This window comes from Streptomyces coelicoflavus, from assembly GCF_003112555.1.
GTDB classification, from domain to species: Bacteria; Actinomycetota; Actinomycetes; order Streptomycetales; family Streptomycetaceae; genus Streptomyces; species Streptomyces coelicoflavus.
Map to the genome: position 1 here is coordinate 129,336 of NZ_BEWB01000016.1, position 20,844 is coordinate 150,179.

The 20,844-nt window shown below is 71.3% G+C and carries 20 protein-coding genes and 1 pseudogene; 11 read left to right on the plus strand and 10 right to left on the minus strand.

Annotated elements, in window-relative coordinates; translation table 11 throughout:
- Positions 1 to 58 precede the first annotated feature (58 nt).
- The gene (locus tag Sco07f_RS33630; RefSeq protein WP_108990094.1) at positions 59 to 2,290 is read right to left on the minus strand and encodes an MMPL family transporter; all 2,232 of its coding nucleotides are present in this window, start codon (positions 2,288 to 2,290) and stop codon (positions 59 to 61) included.
- Between the two features lie 173 nt (positions 2,291 to 2,463).
- On the opposite strand from Sco07f_RS33630, the gene Sco07f_RS33635 reads away from it, so the two are divergent.
- On the plus strand, positions 2,464 to 2,865 hold the full coding sequence (locus Sco07f_RS33635; protein WP_108990095.1) for a VOC family protein: 402 nt from the start codon (positions 2,464 to 2,466) through the stop codon (positions 2,863 to 2,865).
- Between the two features lie 66 nt (positions 2,866 to 2,931).
- Here Sco07f_RS33635 and Sco07f_RS33640 read toward each other — a convergent pair.
- From Sco07f_RS33640 to Sco07f_RS33655, 4 genes and pseudogenes are all read right to left on the minus strand, one after another.
- Positions 2,932 to 3,297, minus strand: a pseudogene (locus Sco07f_RS33640) (Dyp-type peroxidase); the annotation flags it as partial.
- 1,548 nt (positions 3,298 to 4,845) lie between these two features.
- On the minus strand, positions 4,846 to 5,193 hold the full coding sequence (locus tag Sco07f_RS33645) for a hypothetical protein (protein WP_108990096.1): 348 nt from the start codon (positions 5,191 to 5,193) through the stop codon (positions 4,846 to 4,848).
- Complete coding sequence (locus tag Sco07f_RS33650) at positions 5,190 to 5,807, minus strand: SigE family RNA polymerase sigma factor (protein WP_108990097.1); 618 nt, start codon at positions 5,805 to 5,807, stop codon at positions 5,190 to 5,192. The genes Sco07f_RS33645 and Sco07f_RS33650 overlap by 4 nt, the downstream gene beginning before the upstream one ends.
- A 298-nt stretch (positions 5,808 to 6,105) precedes the next feature.
- Positions 6,106 to 6,918, minus strand: coding sequence for a helix-turn-helix transcriptional regulator (locus Sco07f_RS33655; protein WP_087792671.1), 813 nt, complete (start codon positions 6,916 to 6,918; stop codon positions 6,106 to 6,108).
- Between the two features lie 212 nt (positions 6,919 to 7,130).
- Between Sco07f_RS33655 and Sco07f_RS33660 the strand changes: the two genes are divergently transcribed.
- Positions 7,131 to 7,868 (plus strand): SDR family oxidoreductase, encoded by a 738-nt coding sequence (locus Sco07f_RS33660; protein ID WP_108990098.1) that lies wholly within the window; start codon positions 7,131 to 7,133, stop codon positions 7,866 to 7,868.
- Positions 7,869 to 8,309: 441 nt separating this feature from the next.
- On the opposite strand, the gene Sco07f_RS33665 is transcribed toward Sco07f_RS33660, so the two are convergent.
- Positions 8,310 to 9,281: an SDR family NAD(P)-dependent oxidoreductase gene (locus tag Sco07f_RS33665; RefSeq protein WP_054099926.1), complete on the minus strand. Its 972-nt coding sequence runs from the start codon at positions 9,279 to 9,281 to the stop codon at positions 8,310 to 8,312.
- Between the two features lie 64 nt (positions 9,282 to 9,345).
- Between Sco07f_RS33665 and Sco07f_RS33670 the strand changes: the two genes are divergently transcribed.
- Positions 9,346 to 9,918, plus strand: coding sequence for a TetR family transcriptional regulator (locus tag Sco07f_RS33670; RefSeq protein WP_108990139.1), 573 nt, complete (start codon positions 9,346 to 9,348; stop codon positions 9,916 to 9,918).
- A 175-nt stretch (positions 9,919 to 10,093) separates the two neighbouring features.
- Here the strand turns inward: Sco07f_RS33670 and Sco07f_RS33675 are convergent, their stop codons facing one another.
- Positions 10,094 to 11,608, minus strand: a complete 1,515-nt coding sequence (locus tag Sco07f_RS33675) for a monooxygenase (protein ID WP_108990099.1) — start codon at positions 11,606 to 11,608, stop codon at positions 10,094 to 10,096.
- A 62-nt stretch (positions 11,609 to 11,670) separates the two neighbouring features.
- On the opposite strand from Sco07f_RS33675, the gene Sco07f_RS33680 reads away from it, so the two are divergent.
- Entirely contained in the window at positions 11,671 to 12,336 is a 666-nt protein-coding gene (locus Sco07f_RS33680) for a TetR/AcrR family transcriptional regulator (RefSeq protein WP_108990100.1), read from the plus strand.
- 61 nt (positions 12,337 to 12,397) lie between these two features.
- Here the strand turns inward: Sco07f_RS33680 and Sco07f_RS33685 are convergent, their stop codons facing one another.
- Positions 12,398 to 13,645 carry an FAD-dependent monooxygenase gene (locus tag Sco07f_RS33685; protein ID WP_108990101.1) on the minus strand — a complete coding sequence of 416 codons (1,248 nt, stop codon included), beginning with the start codon at positions 13,643 to 13,645 and terminating at the stop codon, positions 12,398 to 12,400.
- 69 nt (positions 13,646 to 13,714) lie between these two features.
- On the opposite strand from Sco07f_RS33685, the gene Sco07f_RS33690 reads away from it, so the two are divergent.
- The 7 genes from Sco07f_RS33690 (at position 13,715) to Sco07f_RS40910 (ending at position 19,403) form a co-directional block, all read left to right on the plus strand.
- Positions 13,715 to 14,287, plus strand: coding sequence for a TetR/AcrR family transcriptional regulator C-terminal domain-containing protein (locus Sco07f_RS33690; protein ID WP_108990102.1), 573 nt, complete (start codon positions 13,715 to 13,717; stop codon positions 14,285 to 14,287).
- Positions 14,288 to 14,569: 282 nt separating this feature from the next.
- On the plus strand, positions 14,570 to 15,502 hold the full coding sequence (locus tag Sco07f_RS33695; protein WP_087792677.1) for an ABC transporter ATP-binding protein: 933 nt from the start codon (positions 14,570 to 14,572) through the stop codon (positions 15,500 to 15,502).
- Positions 15,502 to 16,395 (plus strand): ABC-2 transporter permease family protein, encoded by an 894-nt coding sequence (locus Sco07f_RS33700; protein WP_244942198.1) that lies wholly within the window; start codon positions 15,502 to 15,504, stop codon positions 16,393 to 16,395. Before Sco07f_RS33695 ends, Sco07f_RS33700 begins: the two co-directional genes overlap by 1 nt.
- Before the next feature lie 76 nt (positions 16,396 to 16,471).
- Positions 16,472 to 17,176 (plus strand): response regulator transcription factor, encoded by a 705-nt coding sequence (locus Sco07f_RS33705; RefSeq protein WP_108990103.1) that lies wholly within the window; start codon positions 16,472 to 16,474, stop codon positions 17,174 to 17,176.
- 5 nt (positions 17,177 to 17,181) lie between these two features.
- Complete coding sequence (locus tag Sco07f_RS33710; RefSeq protein WP_108990104.1) at positions 17,182 to 18,693, plus strand: sensor histidine kinase; 1,512 nt, start codon at positions 17,182 to 17,184, stop codon at positions 18,691 to 18,693.
- Positions 18,694 to 18,960: 267 nt separating this feature from the next.
- Positions 18,961 to 19,155: a sigma factor gene (locus tag Sco07f_RS40905; protein ID WP_244942206.1), complete on the plus strand. Its 195-nt coding sequence runs from the start codon at positions 18,961 to 18,963 to the stop codon at positions 19,153 to 19,155.
- Entirely contained in the window at positions 19,074 to 19,403 is a 330-nt protein-coding gene (locus Sco07f_RS40910; RefSeq protein WP_244942208.1) for a hypothetical protein, read from the plus strand. The genes Sco07f_RS40905 and Sco07f_RS40910 overlap by 82 nt, the downstream gene beginning before the upstream one ends.
- A gap of 325 nt (positions 19,404 to 19,728) precedes the next feature.
- On the opposite strand, the gene Sco07f_RS33720 is transcribed toward Sco07f_RS40910, so the two are convergent.
- Both Sco07f_RS33720 and Sco07f_RS33725 read right to left on the minus strand, forming a co-directional pair.
- Positions 19,729 to 20,007 carry a hypothetical protein gene (locus Sco07f_RS33720; protein WP_108990105.1) on the minus strand — a complete coding sequence of 93 codons (279 nt, stop codon included), beginning with the start codon at positions 20,005 to 20,007 and terminating at the stop codon, positions 19,729 to 19,731.
- A 266-nt stretch (positions 20,008 to 20,273) separates the two neighbouring features.
- Positions 20,274 to 20,843, minus strand: coding sequence for an NADPH-dependent FMN reductase (locus Sco07f_RS33725; RefSeq protein WP_108990106.1), 570 nt, complete (start codon positions 20,841 to 20,843; stop codon positions 20,274 to 20,276).
- Position 20,844 lies beyond the last annotated feature (1 nt).

Below are 20,844 nucleotides of genomic sequence, written 5' to 3' on the forward strand. Positions count from 1 at the left end.
GCGGGCCCGCGGCAGATACGTGCCGCGAGCCCGCCCGGGGGCGCCGTTGTACCGGTGGTCAGACCTTCGTCGTGTCCTTGGCCCAGGAGGGCTCCGTCGTGGACGCCGGCGCCGGCCCCGGGCCGCCCTCGCTCAGGCCGATCCGGCCGTGCAGCTTCTTCAGGAACGGCGGTGCGTACCAGGCCGAGCCACCGAGCAGGCGCATCGCGGCGGGGACGAGTACACCGCGTACGGCGATGGCGTCGATCAGGATGGCCAGGCCGCTGCCGAGGCCGAACATCTGCATGAAGGTGATCTTGGCCGTGCCGAAGGCGAAGAAGCTCACGGCCAGCAGGAGGGCCGCCGCCGAGACGATGCGACCGGTGTGGCCGAGGCCGTTGGCCACGGCGGACTCGTTGTCCTCGCCCTGGTCGTGGAGCTCCTTGATCCGGCTGGTGACGAACACCTCGTAGTCCATCGACAGACCGAAGGCGATGCAGAACATCAGGACCGTCATCGACACCTCCATCGGCTGGGCGGTGAAGCCGAGCAGGGAGGAGAGGTTGCCGTCCTGGAAGATCCAGGTCATGACGCCGAGGGTGGCGCCCAGGCTGACCACGTTGAGGACCAGCGCACGCAGCGGCTGCACGATGCTGCCGGTGAACAGGAAGAGGAGGACGAAGGTGGTGAGGACGACCAGGGCGATCGCGAGCGGCAGCTGGCCGCTGATGGAGTCCTTCGCGTCGACCAGCTCGGCGTCGGTGCCGCCCACCAGGGGCTCGGTTCCCTCGGGCGCCGTCACCGCACGTACGTCCGCGACCAGGGCCTCGGCCTCGTCCGACTTCGGGGTCAGTTCGCTCACCACGTTGATCCGCTGGGCGTCGGGGCGCCCGAGTGCCGGGTTGCCGGGACCGGCCGGAGCGGACTGGCCGCCGGTGTAGGTACCCGCGCTCGTCTCGACCCGCAGTACGCCGTCGAGGGCGGCCAGTTCACCCGCGTACGAGGTCAGCCCATCCTTGGCCACGGCTCGGTCGATGACCACGTGGAGGGCGGCCGCGTCGTTGCCGTTGAAGTTCTCGCCGAGCATCGCGGTGACCTGGCGGCTCTCGGCGTTCTCCGGCAGTACTCGCTCGTCGGGGGTGCCGAAGGTGATGCCGAGCAGCGGGGCGGCGGCCACCAGCAGGACGGCGAGCACCGGCAGCGCGGTCAGCGCGGGTCGCCGCATCACCGTCCGGGCCATGCGGCCCCAGACGGAACCCTGGACGCTGGGCTGCCGGTCCTTGGCCCACGGCATCCGGCCCTTGTTGACCCGGTGTCCCAGGACGACGAACAGGGCGGGCATCACGAACAGGGTGCTGATGGCCGCGACGGCGACGACTCCGACGCCGGCGTAGCCGAAGGAGCGCAGGAAGTACTGGGGGAAGACCAGCAGCGAGGCGAGTGCCGCGGCCACCGTGGCGGCGGAGAACGCGACCGTGCGGCCCGCCGTGCTCACCGTGCGGCGGACGGCGTCGTCCACGGAGGCGCCGGACGCGAGCTGCTCACGGAAGCGGCTGGTCATCAGCAGGGCGTAGTCGATGCCCAGTCCGAGGCCCAGCGCGGTGACCAGGTTGGTCGCGGTGTTGGAGACCTCGGTGATGCCGCCGAGAATGGACAGCTGGGCGAAGGCTCCCGCGATGGCGATGACCGCGATGGCCAGCGGCAGCAGGGCGGAGACGACGCTTCCGAAGACGAAAAGCAGCAGCACCAGGGTCAGAGGTATGGCGATGGCCTCCGCCAGCACCAGGTCCGAGACCACCTGCGTCGAGATGTCGGCGCTCACGGCGGTGCCGCCGCCGGCCCTGACCTCGAGAGTGTCCCCGTAGGTCCCGGAGTAGGCGTCGATGAGGCTCTGGGCGTTGTCCTGCAACTCCGTCTCCTCGCCCTTCACATGGGCGAGGATCAGGGCCTGCTCCCCGTCCTCGGAGCGGAGGGCGGCGAGGTTCGTGTCCCAGTAGGAGTACACGTTCGCCAGGTTCTTCTCACCCTTGAGCTCGGAGACCAGCGCCTGTCCGGCGCTCTTGGCGGCCGGGGTGTCGACACCGCCGTCGGGGGTGTCGACCAGCAGGACCAGGTTCGTCTCGCCGCCGAACTTGTCGTCGATGACCTCGACGGCCCGGCTGGACTGCGAGTTCGGGTCGTCGAAGCCGCCCGGCAGCAGCTTGGTGAACGCGCCGCCGCCCACGAAGCCCATGACGGCCACCGCCAGGGCGGCGATGACGAGTACCAGCCGGGACCGGCGAATCGCCAGCTCGGCCACGCGTTCGAACATGACATCTCCTCTGTTTGCACCTGCCGGTCGTGAATGAGGAGTTGTCGCGCTTCCTCATCGCCGTGAGCGACGGTAGTCAAGGAGAGGAAGATTTAGCAGTATGAATTTTACTTAACAGTGTCAGGAGGATTTGGCACGCCAGAATGGTCTGTGCGTTCCCGTAGGGTGCGGTCATGAACCTTGCCCAAATCCGGCTGCTGGTCGCGGACTTCCCCCGCTGCTACCGCTTCTACCGGGACGTCCTGGCGCTGAAGCCCCAGTTCGAGGCGGAGGACGGTCCGTACGCGAAGTTCACCGCCGACGGCGGCGCCGCGGGCATCGCCCTCCAGGACCGGGTCCAGATGAGCGGGATGCTGGGTGAGCTGGCCGCCGAGCCGACCGGATACCGGTCCCTCGTCGTCCTGCGCGTCGACGAACTGGACCGCTACTGCGAGGAGATCACCGCGCGGGGCGCCGTGCTCGTCAACGGTCCCGCCCCCATGACGGACCACCTGCGCGTCGCCCACCTCAAGGACCCGGCGGGCAACCTCGTCGAACTCCAGGAGTGGCTCGAGCCGCGCGGACGATCCGCGTGAATGATCCGCGGCGACCTGGCCGGCGCTCCCTTACGCGGGGCGGTAGGCGCGCAGGAAGGTCCGTACGCCCTGCGCGTCGGTGTTCTCCAGGTCCATGTCGCCGGTCTCGCCGCCGCCGCTCAGCGGCGCCCCGTCCGCCTTGCGCCGCCCGATGACCCTCTCCTGGTCGCCGGGGGAGAGCTTCTCCCAGTCGTCCAGGAGCATGCGGATCCGGCGTACGACGGCGTACGAGCCGTTCGCCATCCAGCCGGGCCCGCCGTCGGAGGGGACGAAGACCTTCTGCTCGAAGTCCTTCTCGTCCGGCCGGGGGTTGCGGGTGCCGTCGACCTGGCCCATGAGGTTGCGGGCCGTCATGGGCCGGACGGTGGCGCCCGGCGAGCGGTTGAAGCCGTTCATCTGCCACCGCACCCGGGCCGCGGAACCGGCGTCCTTCCCTGAGCCCGTGCCGGGCACATGGTCGACGGACACCCGCCCCGGCCGTCCCTCACCGGGGAACGTGCGGTCTCCCGTGAGGTAGGGCGTCAGGTCGTCCCGGCCGCGCAGGAACCTCTGGAAGAAGGCCGACACCCGGTGGGTCGTCACGAGCCGCTGGTACGCCGCCGTCATACGAGGCTGGTCGACCCGAGGCCGGTCCCGGTCCTCGTACTGCGACAGGCAGGTACCGGGAGCACTGCCCGGCACGGCGTCGTTCCGGGAGGCCACCTGGCCGCTGTCCGGCGACCACTGCCGGTTGTAGAAGTCGTGGTTGCCGCCGGTCAGCGTGTACTTGAACGCCGGGAACCGGGTGGTGTCGCGGTTGTGCTCGAAGTACGACCCGGTGTTCACGGCGTCGCAGGTGCCCCACATGACGGCGAAGGGGACCCCGGTCACCGCTTCGAAGTCCCAGGTGGCCGTGGGCGCCAGCGTGAACGCGGCGGCGATGCGCACCCCGTCGGGCAGGGCGCGCGGGTTGTCGTCGGACACCTCCTGCATGACGCCGCCGCCGCCCATCGAGTGCCCCAGCAACCCGACGTGCTCCAGGTCGAGATGCCCCCGGAAGTTCACCGGGTCCGGCCGGCCGGTGGCCGTGTCGGTCAACGCGTGCGCCAGTGGCCCGTCCCCGCGCGTCGCCAGGCGCTGCCACAGCTTCAGATGGTGCTCGACGAGCAGCGCCCGGGCGCGGTAGGCGGTGGGCGCCTGACCGCCCTCCGTCGAGTTGAGGCCGTTGACCCCGACGGACACCACGACGAACCCCCGCGCCGCCAGTGCGCGCCCCAGGTAGTCGTAGCCGGTACTGCTCGGGATCGGCCGCGTGCCCGTGGCGCACGGCCACGCCCACAGCTTGCCGGCCGCGCGCTCGATGACGGCTTTCTGCCGCTCGGCCTCCGCCTCGTCCCCGGCCGCCTCGGCCCGGTCGCGGGCCCGGACGGCCCGCGCACGCTCCGCCGCGGCGTCCGCGTCGGCACACGTCTCCCACGAACCGTGCTGCATGACGACCAGGGGAAGGGCCCGGCGGCCGAGGTCGGCCGGACGGTACACCGTCGCGGCGACTTCCGAGCGGCCCTCGTACCCCAACTCGGGGGGCGGGGCGAAGGCCTGGTCCCCCAGGTCGTAACGGGACTCCCGGGCGACGGCGCCCTGCCGCGTCGCCGAGGCCGTGGCGTACGTGCCTTCCGGCCGTTGCGCGGGGCGTGGCCCGGCGGAGGCCGTTCCGGCGAGCGGCAGCACCCCGAGCAGTGTGGCGGCGGCCAGCAGCGGCAGCGCCCCGCGGCGCAGCCTCGCCCCTGCTCGGCGGGGGGACGGGGACGGTTCCGGACTCCTCCGGGAGGTCGTTCCAACGGGCACAGTGCTTCTCCTGCCGTGTCGTGGACGGTGCGAGGCGGGCGGCCGGTCCCGTGCCGCCGGGGCCGGGCGGGCCGCACTTCCACAGACGTGCCGGACGTCCGCGGGTTGCGGGTGGAACGAGATCGGGTGAAACGAGATCGGTGGGGGCGGCGCGGTTCAGCCCGCGCTCGGCTCAGGCCCCTCGGGCCTCGGCACGTCCGGTGACGGAGTCGGGGCGGCGCTCGTCGCGGGTGTCGCCGAGGGCCGGTGCGGCGCCGGGGCCGGCGTCCGGGACGGGGCGGGCACCTGGGCGGGTGAGTGCTCGGGTGCGTCCGACAGCATCAGCATCACCGCTGCCAGCGCCGCCGCGAGACCGAGCAGACCCGCCGCCTTCACGCCCCTGCGCAGCATCCTGATGAGCGGCCCACTGGCCGACGGCGGCAGCGGAGGACGCAGGTCTCCGTACGTCACCGAGGCCGCTCGGGCCTCCAGTGCCTCACGCAGTCGCTGCTCAGGCCCGGTCATGGAGCTTCCTCCAGCCTCCGCGCAAGGGCGGCGAGTCCCCGGCTCGCGGTGGACTTCACCGTGCCGCGGGACAGGCCGAGGGTGTCCGCGATCTCCACCTCGGACAGGTTGGACCAGTACCGGAGAACGATCACCTGGCGCTGACGGTGCGTGAGCCGGCGCAGCGCGTCCAGCACTTCCCGGTGCTCCTCCCGCAGCAGCACCTCCTCCTCCGGTGGTGGCGCGGGCGTCGTGCGGGGAGGCACGTACGACCGTACGGTCCGCCGGCGGCGCAGTACCGAGCGGGCCGCGTTGACCACGCAGCGGCGCAGGTACCCCTCGGGGTTGTCCAGCCCCGCCAGTCGGGGCCCGTGGCGCCGGTACAGGGCGGTGAAGGCGTCCTGCACCACGTCCTCGGCGGTGGGCACGTCGTCCACGAGGAGGACGGCGAGCCGCACGAGTTCGAGTCGCCGGTGGTGGTAGAGCGTGTCGATGTCCTCGCAGCCGGAGCCGACGTCCAGGGCAGGTGGCACGGGCACGGGCACGGCGCCCGCCCGGCCGTCGGCGACGCGCCGCAGCAGCCTGCGTATGCCCTGGACAGGGTGTACGGGAACGAGGAGAGGTGTCGCGGACATTCAGCGACCGGCGGTGCTCGGGGCGGGTCGGGGCGGCACCGGGTTCCCGGACACGGAGTCGGTCTCGGCCACGGGCCGGTCGGGTGGGGGCCGGGGTGGCAGGACCCGGCGCGTTCGGTCGGACAACGTCATCCTCGAATCTGTCGGCGAAGACGATCCCGAGGCAGAGCCCCGGGCCCTTCGCCCTGACAGACGTCCGTGAGCCGCCGGGGTTGCGGGCCACCGCACACGACTTTCGCTCCCGGCCCGACGGCCGCGGGCGAAGCCTGCCCACGGCAGAGCTGATGCGATTCGCCGGTCACGGCTGCGCTTCGGTCGCGGGGGCGCTGCTGTCGACATAGACGACCAGCGTCTGTTCCGGTTGTTCGGCCAGGTGAAAAGCGGTGTACGCGTAATCGGTCGCTCCCCGTTGAGGGTGTCGTAGCCGCTTCCGACCGCTGTGCCGGGCCTGCACTTCGTACTGCGGCCACCAGTCCCGCACCTGTGGGCTGCCCTCGTTCAGGTCCTCGATCAGTCGGGTGTACCGCGGGTCGCCGGAATGGCGTGCCGCCAGCGTCCGAAGCCGGCCGAGCAGGCCGCGTGCTTCGGGTTCCCAGTCGACCAGGACGTCCCGGGCCACCGGTTCGAGGAACACCCAGCGGGCGAAGTTGGCGGGCCGGTCCGCCTCAGTGATGAGCCTCGGGAACAACTCGTGGGCTGCCTGGTTGTGACTGAGGACGTCGTAGTTGCCGCCGATGATGTACGCCGGGTTCGGCTGGAGCAACAGGGGGACGGCACCCGCCTCGGCCGTCAGCGGCTCGGGTCCCTCGGGTCCGGCCGCGGGCGCGTGACCGGCGAGCTGGAGAAGATGATCGCGCTCGTGCCGGTCGAGCCGCAACGCCACGGCGAGGGCGTTGAGCACCTGTTCGGAGGCGCGGATCCTTCGCCCCTGTTCCAGGTACGTGTACCAGGTGGCGCTGATCCCGGCCAGCAGTGCCAGCTCCTCTCGGCGAAGTCCCGGAGTCCGACGGCGGCCGGTCCGGGGCAGGCCCACCTCGTCAGGGGTCAGGCGCTCTCTCCGGCTGCGCAGGAATTCGCTCAGCTGACGGCGTTGGTCCGGCTGCGTGGGCATGATGGCACCTTCAGTTCCAGAATAAACACGGTCTGGATACCAGGCTATGCCCGCCGGAGACTGGTGTGCGAACAGGGGCCGCGGCATGACCGACGGCCTCACACGGTCACACCGGCACCCGGCCGTCGGGTCCGCAACGGCTTCCGGACGCTCCTCAAGGCCCGCTGCCGTTCGGCACCCGGCCCCGGTGCCGACGAGGGAGAGGGCAACTCATGTCCGGAATCAAGGGCAAAGTGGTGGCGATCACGGGAACGAGCAGTGGCATCGGCGAGGCGACGGCACTGCTGCTCGCCGAACGCGGCGCCCGACTCGTCCTCGGTGCACGCCGGTCCGAACGCCTGGCGGAACTGGTGGCCCGGATCGAGAAGGCAGGCGGCACGGCCGTGCAGATCCGCACCGACGTGACCCGACGGGACGACCTGCGGGCCCTGGTCGCGCTGGCCAGTGAGCACTTCGGCCGACTCGACGTACTCGTCAGCAATGCCGGAGTCGGCACCATCTCGCCTCTCGACGATCTGCGCGTCGAGGAGTGGGACCACATGGTCGACGTCAACGTGAAGGGAGTGCTGTACGGGATCGGCGCCGCGCTGCCGGTCTTCCGGGCGCAGGGAACGGGCCACTTCATCACCACCGCCTCCACGGCCGCGTTTCGCGTCGCGCCGACCATGGCTGTCTACGCCGCCACCAAGTTCGCGGTCCGGGCCATCTGCGAAGGACTCCGCCAGGAAGCCGGCGACTTCCTGCGGGTGACCACCGTCTCACCTGGTGCGACTGCGACCGACTTCGCCGAGGCGTCAACCAACACCCAGGTCAGAGCAGCGATCACGAAAATGCGGGACGACATCGCGATCCCGCCCGACGCCATCGCCCGGGCCATCGCATTCGCGATCGAACAGCCCGCCGCGGTCGACGTGAACGACATCGTCGTCCGGCCCACCGCCCAGAACTGACCTCCCCCGCCCTTCCGGTGTGGACACCCGCACCCGCAGGACGGGGACACGGTCGATCATGCGGTGGGCGCCAGGCGGCGCAGCGGTCGGTGATCCCCTTCACCCGGTACTTGGTCCGGCGCCGCCCACCTGTTGCATCAGCGCCCCCGACAGCGCCCGCACCCAGGGGCGATGCGTTCCCAGGCTGTGAGTCGGAGCATGGCGGTGGCGTGATGGGGTCGTAACCGGTAGTGATCGGCTGCGGCAGCGATGTCGTGCTCGGCATGGGCGCGCTGGGTGTGCATGGCCGTGACGACGACGGCGCGCAGGTCGATCCGGTCCAGCAGTGGGGCGAGGGCAGGGATTTCGTTGCTCTTCGCGGCGACCTGGCGCCGGGGCAATCACGGACTGGCAGGCGTGGAGCGCGGCGGCGAGCAGGTGGACGGCTGCGCCGTCGGAAGGTCAGGCGTGGAGCAGGCTGGTCGAGACCGCCCAGAGGCGCTTGGCGGTGGCGGGATCCAGCGCCCATTCCTTGACACCGTGCGGGTGCTGCGCGAGGTCAGCGTCGTTCGTCACGGTGTAGGCCTCTTGTGAATCGTCGAGGTAGTGGCCTCCGGAGTGCGCGAACTCCGGGGCGACGGCCGCGACGATGCTGGTGGCAGCCCCCTGCTCGACCGTTTTGTATGTGAAGACTCCGGCGGCTTCGGCCGCGTCGAGCGACTCCTTCTGTTGGGTTGTGAAGTTCCGCTGCAGTCCCGTCGCGACACCACCGGGGTTCACCGCATTGGCAGTGATGCCGTCGGACGCCCAGCGGTGACTTGCCTCGACGGCGAATAGGGAGTTCGCCGTCTTCGACTGGGCGTAGGCAATCTGCGGATCGTAACTGCGACGCTCGAAGTGGAGGTCGTCGAAGCCGATGCCGGCACGCATGTGTGCCGTCGAACTGACCGAGACGATCCGTGCGCCGTCGCGGTCGGCCGCTCCCAGGGCCAGGGCGCCATGAAGACCGGTGGCCAGGGCGAAGTGGCCAAGATGGTTCGTCGCGAATTGCAGCTCCCAGCCCTCACGTGTGCGTTCGAGGCCGCCAGTGACCACGCCCGCGTTGTTGATCAGCAGGTGCAGCGGACCGCCCCACGCGTCGACGAACCGCGTGACGGTGGTCCTGTCGGCAAGGTCGAGCCGGACGACGCGGGGCCGTATACCTCTGGCCGACTTCTCAATCGTCTCAGCGACGGCGTCCCCCGCCGCCGTGTTCCGGACAGCGAGCGTCACCTCCGCCCCGGCAGCGGTCAACGCGCGCGCCGTCTCGATCCCGATTCCCGAGGAAGCTCCCGTCACGATCGCGCGGACGCCGGTGAGATCGACGCCCCGCAGTACCTCGTCCGCGGTGCTGGAGGCGGTGAAGGGCGTGCAGATGCGTCCGCGAGTAGTCATGGCAGCGACTTTACATACTAGTCTTGATTTGTATAGTACGACTCTCGCTCGTATGCTCGGTCCTATGAACAGTCCCGATGCCGGCCACCCGCCGTCGACAGTCGCCGGCGCCGGCCGTCGGACCATGGTTCTGGACTCCGCCATGGTCACGTTCGCGCGATTCGGTTACCGGAAGACCTCGATGGAGGAGGTGGCGCGGGCGGCGGGCATCTCCCGGCCCGGGCTGTACTTCCTCTTCTCCTCGAAGGAGAGCCTGTTCCGCGCCGCCGTCACCCAGGCATTGGAGCGCGACATCACAGCGGTCGGACACGTCCTGGCCGACACCGGCCGCCCCCTTGCGGAGCGCCTCCTCGATGCCTTCGACCAGTGGGCGGGCCGCTATATCGGCCCGCTGACGCGCGATGTGGCGGTGGTCATCGAGGACAACCCCGGCCTCCTGGGTGAGATCATCGAGACCGCGCCGCAACGGTTCGAGCAACTGATCACAGACGCGATCGCCGTCGAGGCAGGACAAGTGGCGGCCCGCCGAGTCGCCCAGACGATGATCAGCGCATCGACCGGCCTCAAGCACCAGGCCGCATCACGGGAGTTCTACCTCGCACGACTGGAGGTCGCCATCGACCTCCTGACGCGCTGAAGACGCCTACCGAAGCCGCGGGAGAGAGCCCGGCAGACGTCGCCCCCTGTTCGGCCCACTTCAACACGCCGACCCAACAGGGGGAGATGGCGCAGGCGATCAGCTCATCTCGCCGACTGAGAACGCATCAGCCCTGGCCCGCACCCGGCGCCGACGGCGCGGCCGGCAGCGCCTTTCAGGAGGGCGTACCCGCCCACGCGGTCAGCGCCCGGACACGCGCGTCGCCGCGTGCGTCGCCGTCGGTGGCGCGGGTGGCCCAGGCAACGTGGCCGTCGGGGCGTACGAGGACCTCGGTCACCCCGTCGAGGTCCGCGTGCTCGTCGTACTTGTCGACTGCGACAACCGTGACCCGCGGGCCCCAGCCCGCGTCGACGGACTCCCGCAGGGCCGGGTCCCCGGCCAGGGAGAGCAGTACGAAGCGACCCCCGCAGAGCAGTTCGTACACCCGCGTCTCCTGCGCACCGACGGTCGTCAGCCCGACGTCGGGCATGCGCCGCCCCACCAGCGGATCGGCGCCCGGGTCCGGTGACGGATAGCTGGTGCCGAGCGCGGAGATCTGGTCGGCGAACCGGCGGTTGACCTCCGCCATGCCCAGCAACCGGTCGAGGAGATCGCGCAGGGCCGCGGCCGGGCGCCGGTACCGCGCGACCAGCGTCAGCTCCGCCAGCAGGGTCTGGACCTCGGTGTTTTCGGTCACCGACCGGCCGACCGGGCGGCGCTCACCGTCGTAGCCGTCCAGCAGCCCGGGAGGGGCCCAGCCGCCCACCACGGCGGCCAGCTTCCACCCCAGGTTCACGGCGTCCTGGAGCCCGGTGTTGAGTCCCTGCCCCGCCGCGGGGAAGTGAATGTGGGCGGCGTCGCCCGCCAGCAGGATGCGCCCCGAGCGGTAGCTTTCCGCGAGCCGGGTGGCGTTGCCGAAGCGCGACAGCCAGACGGGCTCGGCGACGCCGCAGTCGGAGCCGGTGATCCGGGTGAGCGACGTACGGAACTCCTCCAGGCTCACCGGCTCACGGGTCGGCACCCGCATCCGCTCCGGATCCAGGTAAACGAACCGGGTGACTCCCTCCTCCAGCGGCACGACGATCACGTCACGGGCCCGTGCGGCATCGAGGGCACCGGGCCGCGGGGCGACAATCCTGAAGTCCCCGAGTACGCCGGTCAGGGTCTCGTCGGTGCCGGGGAAGCCGATCCCCGCGGCCCGCCGCACGATGCTGCGCCCGCCGTCGCAGCCGACCGTGTAGAGGCTGCGCGCGGTCTCGGTGCCGCCGCCGGGAGTGCGTACCTCCACCTCGACCCCGTCGCCGTCCTGGCGCACGCCGAGGACCTCGTGGCCCCGGCTGATCTCCACCCCCAGCTCCAGTGCCCGCTGTTCGAGGATCGCCTCGGTGCGCGCCTGGGCCAGGAAGAGGGTGTAGCCGTGCCGGGTGTCGAGGGCGCTGAAGTCCAGTTGAGTGCGCAGGCCCGCGAAGTGCCAGCCCGGCACGGCCCGGCCGAGCGGGAGGAACCGGTCGAGCAGCCCCCGCTGGTCCATCAGTTCCACGCTGCGCGGGTGCAGGCTCAGCGCCCGCGAGTCGCGCTGCGGTTCGGTGCGGCGCTCCAGGACCCGGGTCCGTACGCCCGCCAGTGCCAGCTCGCAGGCGAGCATCAGCCCGGTCGGGCCCGCTCCCACGACGATCACATCGATGCTCATCGGAGATGCCCTCTCATTAATGAACAGTGTTCACGTGAATGGTGTTCACTATAGTGAGGTCCATGAGCCTCCCGTCAAGCCGGACCAGAGGTCGGCCCGCCCGACTCGACCGGGCCCGCACCGTCCAGACCGCCCTCGACCTGCTGAACGAGTCCGGCCTCGACGCGCTGACCATGCGCCGGCTCGCTCAGGCGATGGACGTCCAGGCCGGTGCGCTGTACCGCTACTTCGCGGCCAAGCAGGACCTGCTCACCGCGATGGCCGAGCACATGGTCGACGGCATCGCCGACGCCGCCGGACCGACGGGGGAGGGTGACTGGAGCGAGAGGACGGCGCGCCTCGCCCGCGCACTGCGGACGGCTCTGCTCGCCCATCGCGACGGCGCACGGGTCTTCGCCGGCACGCACGCGACCGGTCCGAACACCCTGGGCTTCGCCGACAGCCTCGTTGGTGTGCTGCGCGAGGCGGGCTTCGGCGACGGCGACGCGGCACGGGCGCTGTACTCCGTGGCCAACTTCACCGTCGGCCACACACTGGAGGAACAGGCCGCCCTCGCGCCGGGGGAGACCGGCTCCGTCGAAGGGGCGACCCTGCGCGAGGCGGTGACGGCAGGGACCTATCCCCACCTCGCCGCGACCCTGCCGGTGCTCACCAGTACGGACTTCACGGCACACTTCGAGTTCGGTCTGCGGCTGCTCCTGGACGGACTGCGCGCCGTCCGGACGTGATCCCGGTGGCACCTCGGGCGCCCTCGGCGCGGTCGTAGTGCCGTCGTGGGACGCGTCGCGGTCAGGCGGCCCGGGGTTCGGGGTAGTGCGGGAGCCGCCAGGCGCCGCCCCGGTCCTCCTTCGAGAAGCGTGCAGCCAGGTCGGGCACTCGGAGCCTGGTGGCCATGCCGGTGACGGTGAGGAAGGCGTCGATCGCCCGCTGGGTCATGGGCATGGCGAGCTTCAGGAGGCGCGGGTTGACCTCGCCCTGGATCTCGTCGGTGAAGGGCCGCAGGATCGCCTCGTACCGCGCCAGCGCGGCCGGGAGATCGTCCGGGCGCCGGTTGATCTCGCCGGCCAGGACGTGGGCGCCGACCAGGCCGCCGGAGGTTCCCATGCCGCTGTATGGGGAGGCGCAGTGCGCGGCGTCTCCGGCGAGGACCACGCGGCCCCTGGACCAGGTGGCGGTGCGCACCTGGACGATCTCCTGGGAGTAGAAGAACGGGCTCGTCCTCATGCCGTCGACGAAGCGCTCGGTCTGCCACCCGGCGTCGCGGAACCTGCTCGCCCAGAACTCCCGCTGCTTCTCCACGGGTTCGCGGTGGATCGCGGATGCCTGCGCGGAGTCCTCGCGCAGGACGAAGTACACCTGAGTCTCGGTCGGGTTGTGGCTGCGGCGCATGATCTGGCGGCCGCCCGGGACCATGCAGGTGTCGCGGACGTTGCTGTCGGAGGCGATGCGCGGGACGAACCAGTAGGCCATGTGGATGCCGACCCGCCAGTACGGGTCGGTGCCGTCCGGGAGGAGCGCCCGCCGCAGGCGTGAGCCCTGCCCGTCCGCGCCGACCAGGAGGTCGTAGGTCTCGGACGACCCGTCGGAGCAGTGGGCGACGACCTCGTGCTCGTCCTGGTCGAAGCCGTCCACGCTGGTGCCGTAGACGTACTCCACGTCGTCTCCGGTCGCCTCGTGGAGGATGCGCACCAGGTCGCCGCGCATGATCTCGTACTCGGACGTCAGGCTCTGCCGGCCCCGGCCGGAGGTGTTGGCCATGAGGGTCGCCCTCGGCCTGCCGCGGACGTCGAGGAAGGCGACGCCCGCCTCGTCGACGAGCTTGCCGCGGACGGTGTCGAGCAGCCCCATGCGCCGGACGGCTTCGATGCCCTGGCCCCGGAGATCGATCTGGGCGCCGGTGGCCCGCAGGTCCGGGTACCGCTCCCGCACGGTCACCCGGTGACCCGCTCTGGCCAGCCAGTACGCCAGGGCGTGGCCGGCGATGCCGCCGCCGGCCACGAGAACCCGCAGGGAGGTCGTTCCTGACCGCTTCGCCATTGCTCTCACCCAGAATCTATCGGTGAATGATTGTTTTTTAGAGTCATCTATCGGCGATAGGTTGTCAACATGACCAAGATGAACCGGGAGACGGTGATCACCGAGGCGCTCGACCTGCTCGACGAGGTCGGACTGGACGGCGTCAGCACCCGGCGGCTGGCGAAGCGCCTGGGCGTCGAGCAGCCGTCGCTGTACTGGTACTTCCGCACGAAGAGGGATCTCCTGGCGGCCATGGCGCAGGCCGCGATGGCCCCGCACGCGGCCGAACCGCTGCCGGAGCCCGGCGAGGACTGGCACACCTGGTTCCTGGAGAACACGCGCAGTTTCCGGCGCACTCTGCTCGCCCGCCGTGACGGTGCACGGCTCCACGCCGGCAGCAGACCCACCGCCGACCTCGACCGGATCCGCCGCAAGATGGACTTCCTCGTCGCGTCCGGTGTGCCCGAGCGCCCGGCCCAGATGGCGATGCTCGCATCCGGCCGCTTCACCGTCGGCTGCGTCCTCGAGGAACAGGCGGAGACCGGCGCGGGTGACACGGCGGAACTCCCGCCCGGCGTAACGGAGATCGATCACGAGTCGGCGTTCGAGGCAGGGCTGGCCCTCATCACAGGCGGGCTGGCGCGGCATGTGGACGCGCAGTAGCGGACCCCGGCCCGGCTCGGCGCACCCGGCCATGGCCCGGCGGCCGGGCACGTCCTCCCGGACCACGGTCGCGGTCCCATGGCAATGGTCTGGGAGTCTCCTCGCCGACCACCGGCCTCGCGCCCCTGGAATCAGTACATCACACTCATTTCGGTCGCGATGTGGCCCGCTTCTCCCATCCGGCTCACACGAACGCTCATCCCGCTCCCATCGGCTCCGGCAAGTCTGGATCTCGTCGCACCGTGCCGGTGCGGCTTGTCAAGGAGCGAGTCAGGAGAGCTGATGATCGAGGTTCACGGGCTCACCAAGCGTTACGGCGAGGTCCTGGCCGTCAACGATCTGAACTTCAGCGTGCGTCCCGGCGAGGTGACCGGATTCCTCGGTCCGAACGGCGCCGGGAAGTCCACCACCATGCGGATGATCCTGGGCCTGGACGCGCCCACCTCCGGCACCGCCACCGTCGGCGGCCGCCCCGTGGCCGAGCACCCGGTGCCGCTGAAGGCCGTAGGGGCACTGCTGGACGCGAGTGCCGTGCTGTCCAGCAGGAGCGCGTACCACCATCTGCTGGCCCTGGCGGCGAGCAACGGGCTCCCGCGCAGCCGGGTCGACACCGTGCTGGAGGAAGTGGGGCTGTCGAATGTGGCACGCCGGGCGGCCGGAACGTACTCGCTCGGCATGCGGCAGCGGCTCGGCATCGCGGGCGCCCTGCTCGGCGACCCTCCGGTCCTCGTGCTCGACGAGCCCCTCAACGGGCTCGACCCCGAGGGAATCGTCTGGATCCGCAGGCTGATGCGGCGCATGGCGGCGGAAGGGCGGGCCGTGATGATGTCCAGCCACCTGATGAGCGAGGTCGAACTCACCGTCGACCGCTTGGTCGTCGTCGGCCGGGGCCGGCTGATCGCGGACACCGGCATGGCGGAGTTCATCGCCTCGGTCGCGAGTCAGGAGGTCGTCGTCCGCACGCCCCAGGCGGTCCCGTTCGCAGGCCGGCTGGCCGCGGTCGGCGCCGCCGTGCGCACGACCGCCGGGGACGGGAACGACGACGGGACCGGGCTGGTCGTGACCGGACTGGAGGCCGCGAGGATCGGCGCGCTGGCCGCGGCCACGGGAGTCGAGCTGCACGAACTCGCCCCGCGTCAGACGTCGTTGGAAGAGGCGTTCATGGAACTGACCCGGGACAGCGTCGAGTACACCACCGAGGCGGAGGCCGCGTGATGAGCCAGGGCACTGTGGACAGCCGCAGGACACGACTGAAGCGGCCGGCGAAACGGCCTGCGAAACCCCGGCGGGGCAGCCTGCGCACCGTTCCGCCGGCCGGGGCGGCCGGCCGGGCGACGTTCGTCCACAGCCTGCGTGCCGAGTGGATCAGACTGCGCACCATGCGCGCCACCCTGTACGTGGTCGTGGCCACGCTCGTCGCCGGGGCGGGTCTCGCCACGCTCAACGGATCGTCGGCCGGGGACGAGTACGCGGCCATGTCGGCCGCCGACAGGCTCATGTTCGACCCGCTGGCCACCAGCCTCAAGGGCGTCATCCTGGCGCAGCTCACCCTGGCGCTGCTGGGCGGTCTGGCCATCACCTCCGAATACGGCAGCCGCACGATCGTCAGCACCCTGACCGCGGTCCCCCGCCGGGGCCGGGTAGTCGTCGCCAAGGCCGTCGTGCTCACGGCGATCGCGCTGCCGACCGGAATGCTGACGACCCTCGGCGGGTTCCTGGCCGGCCAGTCCGTGCTCGAGTCCTCGGGCGCCCCCTACGTGGCGCTCGGTGACCCGGGAGCGTGGCGGGCCGTCCTCGGCGGCGGGCTGTTCCTGACGCTCGCCGCGGTCCTCGGGCTCGCCGCCGGCATCATGATCCGCAGTACCACCGCCACGGTGACGACCCTCTTCGCCACGACACTGATCGTGCCCGCCCTCGCACCGTCCTTCCCCGGGACGCTGGCGAACTGGACGACGAAGTTCTGGCCGCCTTCCGCGGGCGGGCAGATCGTGACCGGATACCGGGACCCCGATCTGCTGAACCCGTGGCCGGGCTTCACCGTGATGGGAGGATGCGTGGTGGTTCTGCTGACCGCGGCGTTCCTCACCTTCCGCCGACGGGACGCGTAGCAGGATCGGTGCCCGACGACGATCGCGACGAACGGGCGGTGCGGCGGTCGGCACGCACGAGCAGAACGGAACGGGCATGGCGGAACGACTCCTGGTGGTCGAGGACGACACCACGCTGCGCGAGCTCCTCTCGGCGAGCCTGCGGCTGGCCGGCTTCGAGGTACGGGCGGTCACGACCGGCACCGAGGCGATGGAGGCGGTGCTGCACGACCCGCCCGACCTCGTCGTCCTCGACGTCATGCTGCCGGACTTCGACGGCTTCGAGGTCGTTCGCCGCCTGAGCGGAGGCAGAAGCGGGGCGCCGGCGCCGGCCGGCCCCCCGCCCGTGCTCTTCCTGACCGCCCGGGACGCCGCCGAGGACCGGATCAGCGGGCTGAGCGCGGGCGGCGACGACTACGTCACCAAACCGTTCAACCTGGAGGAGCTGATCCTGCGCATCCGGGCCATCCTCCGCCGCACCGCCGGCCGGCCGTCGGACGCCCACCTGGTCGTCGCCGACCTCGTTCTCGACCCCGAGGGTCATCACGTGACCCGCGGCGGGGTGCCGGTCCTGCTGTCCCCCACCGAGTTCAGCCTGCTCCGGGTGCTGATGGAACACGTCGGCCAGGTGCTGACGAGACGTCAACTGCTGGACGCCGTATGGCACTACGACTTCGGCGGCGACGACAGCATCGTCGCCTCGTACATCAGCTACCTGCGGCGCAAGGTGGACACCGGCGAACCCAAGCTGATCCACACCGTGCGCGGCACCGGCTACGTGCTGCGCAGGCCCGCGCGGTGAACGCCATGAGGAGGCTGAAGGGCGTGGCGGTACGCCGGGTCCGTGGGCTCTCGCTGCGCGGCCGGCTGCTCGTGATCACCCTGTTGCTGCTGACGGCCGCGCTGTTCGGCAGCACCGGACTCGCCGTCGACCAGCTCCAACGCGGCCTCGTGGCGCAACTGGACGAGCGGGTCCGCGGTGTCGCCGAGGTGACCGCGCGGCTTCCCGCCCTGCCCCGGGCGGTCGGCGAGGACGACGCCTCCCAGGTGCGCGAGGCGGTGGAACTGCGGTGGGCGCGGGACGTGTACGTCGCCTACCTGACCCCCGACGGTCGCGTCGAGCGTGTGGTCCGGCCCGCGATTCGGCAGCCGCCCGCACTGCCCCGCCTCGACAGCTCGGCGGTCGGCGACCGTTCGGGCGACCCGTTCACCGTGGAGAGTGAAGGCGACGCGGCCGACTGGCGGGTGATCGCCGTACCGCGCGCCACCGGCACCGGCACCGGCACCGGTGACCGGAGCGGCAGCGTGGTCGCGGCCGGCTCGCTCGGTGAGGTCGACGACTCCCTGCGGCACCTCGCCGGCCGGGTCCTGGTGCTCGACATGCTCGTCCTGGTGTTCCTGGGGCTCGCCGGGTGGTTCGCGGTACGCGCCGGTCTGCGACCGTTGCGCCGCATCGAGACCACCGCGGCCGCGATCGCGTCCGGGGACCTCTCCCGCCGGGTGCCGCAGCTGGCCGCCCCGCGCACCGAGCTGGACCGGCTGTCCACGGCGCTCAACGGCATGCTCGACCGGATCGAGGCGGGCGACGCCGCCCGCGCCGACTCCGAGCAGCGCATGCGCCGGTTCATCGCCGACGCGAGCCACGAGCTGCGTACCCCCCTCGCCGGCATCAAGGGGTTCACCGAGCTGTACCGCATGGGCGGCATGCCCGAGCGGGCCGACGTCGACGCCTCGATGGTCCGGATCGAGCGCGAGGCCGCCCGCCTGGTCGACATGGTGGAGGAACTCCTGCTCCTCGCCCGGCTCGACGAGCACGGCACCGCCGCCGCCCTCCCACTGGACCTCACGCCGATGGACCTGCGCACGCTGGCCGTCGACGCGCTGCACGACCTGCGCGCTCTCGACCCGGGGCGGCCCGTCGCCCTCACCGGCCTCGGTGGCGGACGGCCCGGTGCCGCCCCCGTCCTCGGCGACGAGGCCCGGCTCCGCCGGGTCACCTCCAACCTCGTCGGCAACGCCGTCGCCCACACCCCGCCCGGCACACCGGTCCGTATCGGCGTCGGCACCGAGGACGGGTACGCCGTGCTCGAGTTCGAGGACGAGGGCCCCGGGATGACGGCCGAGCAGGCCGAGCGGGCCTTCAGCCGCTTCTACCGGGCCGACCGGGCACGCGCCCGCCCCGGTGAGGGCGGCGCCGGCCTGGGGCTGTCCATCGTCGACTCGCTGGTACGCGCCCACAACGGCCGCGTGGACCTCCGGACGGCGCCCGGCGCCGGTGCGAACTTCCGCATCCTGCTGCCCCGCGACACGTCGGAGTGACGCCCACGGGCCGGACGCGAGGTAGCTACGCCGCACCTGGTGCCCCGGGACGGCCGGACCGGACCGCGCGCTGATGAAACAGCCGGGCGCCGCTGCACCAAGTACCGGGTGAAAGGGATCACCGACCTCCAGGAGGAACGGGTTCCCCTGATACCCGACCGGGCCGAAGAGCCCGAACGACGTGCGAGCCGGGCTGCGTCGCCACGGCCCGAAGCCGCCGGATTCGCCGTCTTCTACGAGGCGAACTTCGACGCCGTCCTCGGCTTTGTGACCAGGCGTACGCCCTGCCCTCACGTGGCCGCGGACCTCACCGCCGACATCTTCGTCGCCGCACTCCAGGCCGCCCGCCAGTACGACCCCAGGCGCGGGGCGCCCGCCGCTTGGCTGTACCGCAGCGCCCGGAACATCCTGGCCTCCACTACCGCGGCAGCGTCCTCGAACAGCACGCGGTCGCCCGGCTGAGCGGGCACCGACTGCTGGACGAGGAAGACATCGCGGCGCTGGAGGCGCGGATCGACGCGGAACGCGCCGCGCGCGAACTAGCCGAACGGCACAGCGGACTGAGCGAACCGCTGCGCGAGATCCTCGACCTCGTCGCCATCGACGGCCTCACCCCACCCACACCCCAACCCACCGCCCACACACCCGGTTCATGGTCGCGGCGGTCACGGCGGCGGCCGCCGCCGCAGGGGTGGTCGTACCGGCGGTGAGCGGCTCGGGCAGTTCGCCCGCCCATGCCGTGACCGAGCAGGACGACGGCTCGCTGACCCTGGAGCTCCGCGACACCGACGGCATGTCCGGACGCGGAGGGCCTGGGCACCGTCCACTTCGACCCGGCTCTGATCCACGAGGGCGAGACGCTTCTCATCGTGGTGGGAACGCGAGAGGACACCGCGATCCGGTCGGTGTCCTCCCGGTTGGTGACGCAGGTTCCGGCGTGCAGTGTGCCGAACATCGGCGGTGGTCCGCCCGCGCACGCCTGATCCACGGGCGAACCGGGATCCGTTCCCGCCGCTCCGCCGCGAGGGCCCGGGGTCAGCGTGAAGCCGCCGTGGGTGGGCAGAGATCTGTCTCCGCGGCGGTGCCGGCCGGGGCGGGATCGAGGCACACGTCGATCACGTCGACGAGTCTGCGCAGCTTGTGCTGAGCGCGCTTGGCGTCGGACCGCGGTACGCGTACGACGGCCGCGGCCGAGTCCCGTGACGAGGTGGTGTACGCCAGGTCGAGCACGTGGTGGTTGTTGAGGATGGCGGCAAGGCGTGCGAGCGTTCCGTGGCCGGGCCGGAGTGTGACGGTCAGCCGGGCGTGTTCCATGGGTGTCCCTTCCGTGGGGCCCCGATGGGGGGCCGGAAAACAGAAAGACCCCTCGCGATGCGCGAGAGGTCTGCGTGCGGGCGGTGAAGCGGGGAGGGTTACTCCCGCGGGCTCGGTGCCGGCACGCCGCCGCTGATAATCAGCTGCTGCTGCATGGGGGCATGGTGGCAGAGGCCGGCTGCCGCCGGGAAGGACGTCTCATACTGCGGACGACGTGGCCGTGGCCCGCCCCCTCAGGGCCAGGGCAGCCCCCCCGGGCCACGGGCTCAGGACGGATTGCCGCGGGTTCGGGCGAGGGCGCTGCTCCAGGAGACGAGCTGGTCGAGCAGCGTCGTCAGGGCGGGACCTTGGTGTTCTCCGGGGGTGAAGGACGCGCCGAAGTCCGCGAAGTCGGTGCGCAGGTTCAAGGTCACCTGGGCGGAGACGTCGGCGAGTTGCAGGGCGCCGAGTACGGGGCGCAGGGCTTCGACTGCGCGTACGCCGCCGTCGACACCGTAGGAGACCAGGCCGGCGGCCTTGTTGTTCCATTCCGCGTAGACGCGGTCGAGGGCGTTCTTCAGGGTGCCGGGGAAGGAGTGGTTGTACTCGGGGGTGACGATCACGTAGCCGTCGTAGGAGGCGACAGTGTCGGCCCAGCGCTGGGTGTGGGACTGGGTGTACCGGCCTGTGGCGGGCGGGAACGGTTCGTCGATCGGGGGCAGGTCGACCTCGGCCAGATCGATCGGTTCGTAGACGGCGTCACCCCGCTTCCGCGCCTGCTCGAGGACCCACTGGGCGACGTGTGCGCCGGCCCTCGCAGGGCGGGTGCTTGCGGTGATGATCGCGATCTTGGTCATG

Excerpts from the sequence above, each read along its gene's own strand:
- Sco07f_RS33675 (WP_108990099.1), bottom strand. The coding sequence starts at position 11,608 with ATGAGCATCGATGTGATCGTCGTGGGAGCGGGCCCGACCGGGCTGATG.
- Sco07f_RS33660 (WP_108990098.1), top strand. The coding sequence starts at position 7,131 with ATGTCCGGAATCAAGGGCAAAGTGGTGGCGATCACGGGAACGAGCAGT.
- Sco07f_RS33705 (WP_108990103.1), top strand. The coding sequence starts at position 16,472 with ATGGCGGAACGACTCCTGGTGGTCGAGGACGACACCACGCTGCGCGAG.
- Sco07f_RS33635 (WP_108990095.1), top strand. The coding sequence starts at position 2,464 with ATGAACCTTGCCCAAATCCGGCTGCTGGTCGCGGACTTCCCCCGCTGC.
- Sco07f_RS33700 (WP_244942198.1), top strand. The coding sequence starts at position 15,502 with ATGAGCCAGGGCACTGTGGACAGCCGCAGGACACGACTGAAGCGGCCG.
- Sco07f_RS33710 (WP_108990104.1), top strand. The coding sequence starts at position 17,182 with ATGAGGAGGCTGAAGGGCGTGGCGGTACGCCGGGTCCGTGGGCTCTCG.
- Sco07f_RS33645 (WP_108990096.1), bottom strand. The coding sequence starts at position 5,193 with ATGACCGGGCCTGAGCAGCGACTGCGTGAGGCACTGGAGGCCCGAGCG.
- Sco07f_RS33725 (WP_108990106.1), bottom strand. The coding sequence starts at position 20,843 with ATGACCAAGATCGCGATCATCACCGCAAGCACCCGCCCTGCGAGGGCC.
- Sco07f_RS33680 (WP_108990100.1), top strand. The coding sequence starts at position 11,671 with ATGAGCCTCCCGTCAAGCCGGACCAGAGGTCGGCCCGCCCGACTCGAC.
- Sco07f_RS33650 (WP_108990097.1), bottom strand. The coding sequence starts at position 5,807 with ATGTCCGCGACACCTCTCCTCGTTCCCGTACACCCTGTCCAGGGCATA.
- Sco07f_RS33685 (WP_108990101.1), bottom strand. The coding sequence starts at position 13,645 with ATGGCGAAGCGGTCAGGAACGACCTCCCTGCGGGTTCTCGTGGCCGGC.
- Sco07f_RS33665 (WP_054099926.1), bottom strand. The coding sequence starts at position 9,281 with ATGACTACTCGCGGACGCATCTGCACGCCCTTCACCGCCTCCAGCACC.
- Sco07f_RS33670 (WP_108990139.1), top strand. The coding sequence starts at position 9,346 with ATGAACAGTCCCGATGCCGGCCACCCGCCGTCGACAGTCGCCGGCGCC.
- Sco07f_RS33720 (WP_108990105.1), bottom strand. The coding sequence starts at position 20,007 with ATGGAACACGCCCGGCTGACCGTCACACTCCGGCCCGGCCACGGAACG.
- Sco07f_RS33690 (WP_108990102.1), top strand. The coding sequence starts at position 13,715 with ATGACCAAGATGAACCGGGAGACGGTGATCACCGAGGCGCTCGACCTG.
- Sco07f_RS33695 (WP_087792677.1), top strand. The coding sequence starts at position 14,570 with ATGATCGAGGTTCACGGGCTCACCAAGCGTTACGGCGAGGTCCTGGCC.
- Sco07f_RS33655 (WP_087792671.1), bottom strand. The coding sequence starts at position 6,918 with ATGCCCACGCAGCCGGACCAACGCCGTCAGCTGAGCGAATTCCTGCGC.
- Sco07f_RS33630 (WP_108990094.1), bottom strand. The coding sequence starts at position 2,290 with ATGTTCGAACGCGTGGCCGAGCTGGCGATTCGCCGGTCCCGGCTGGTA.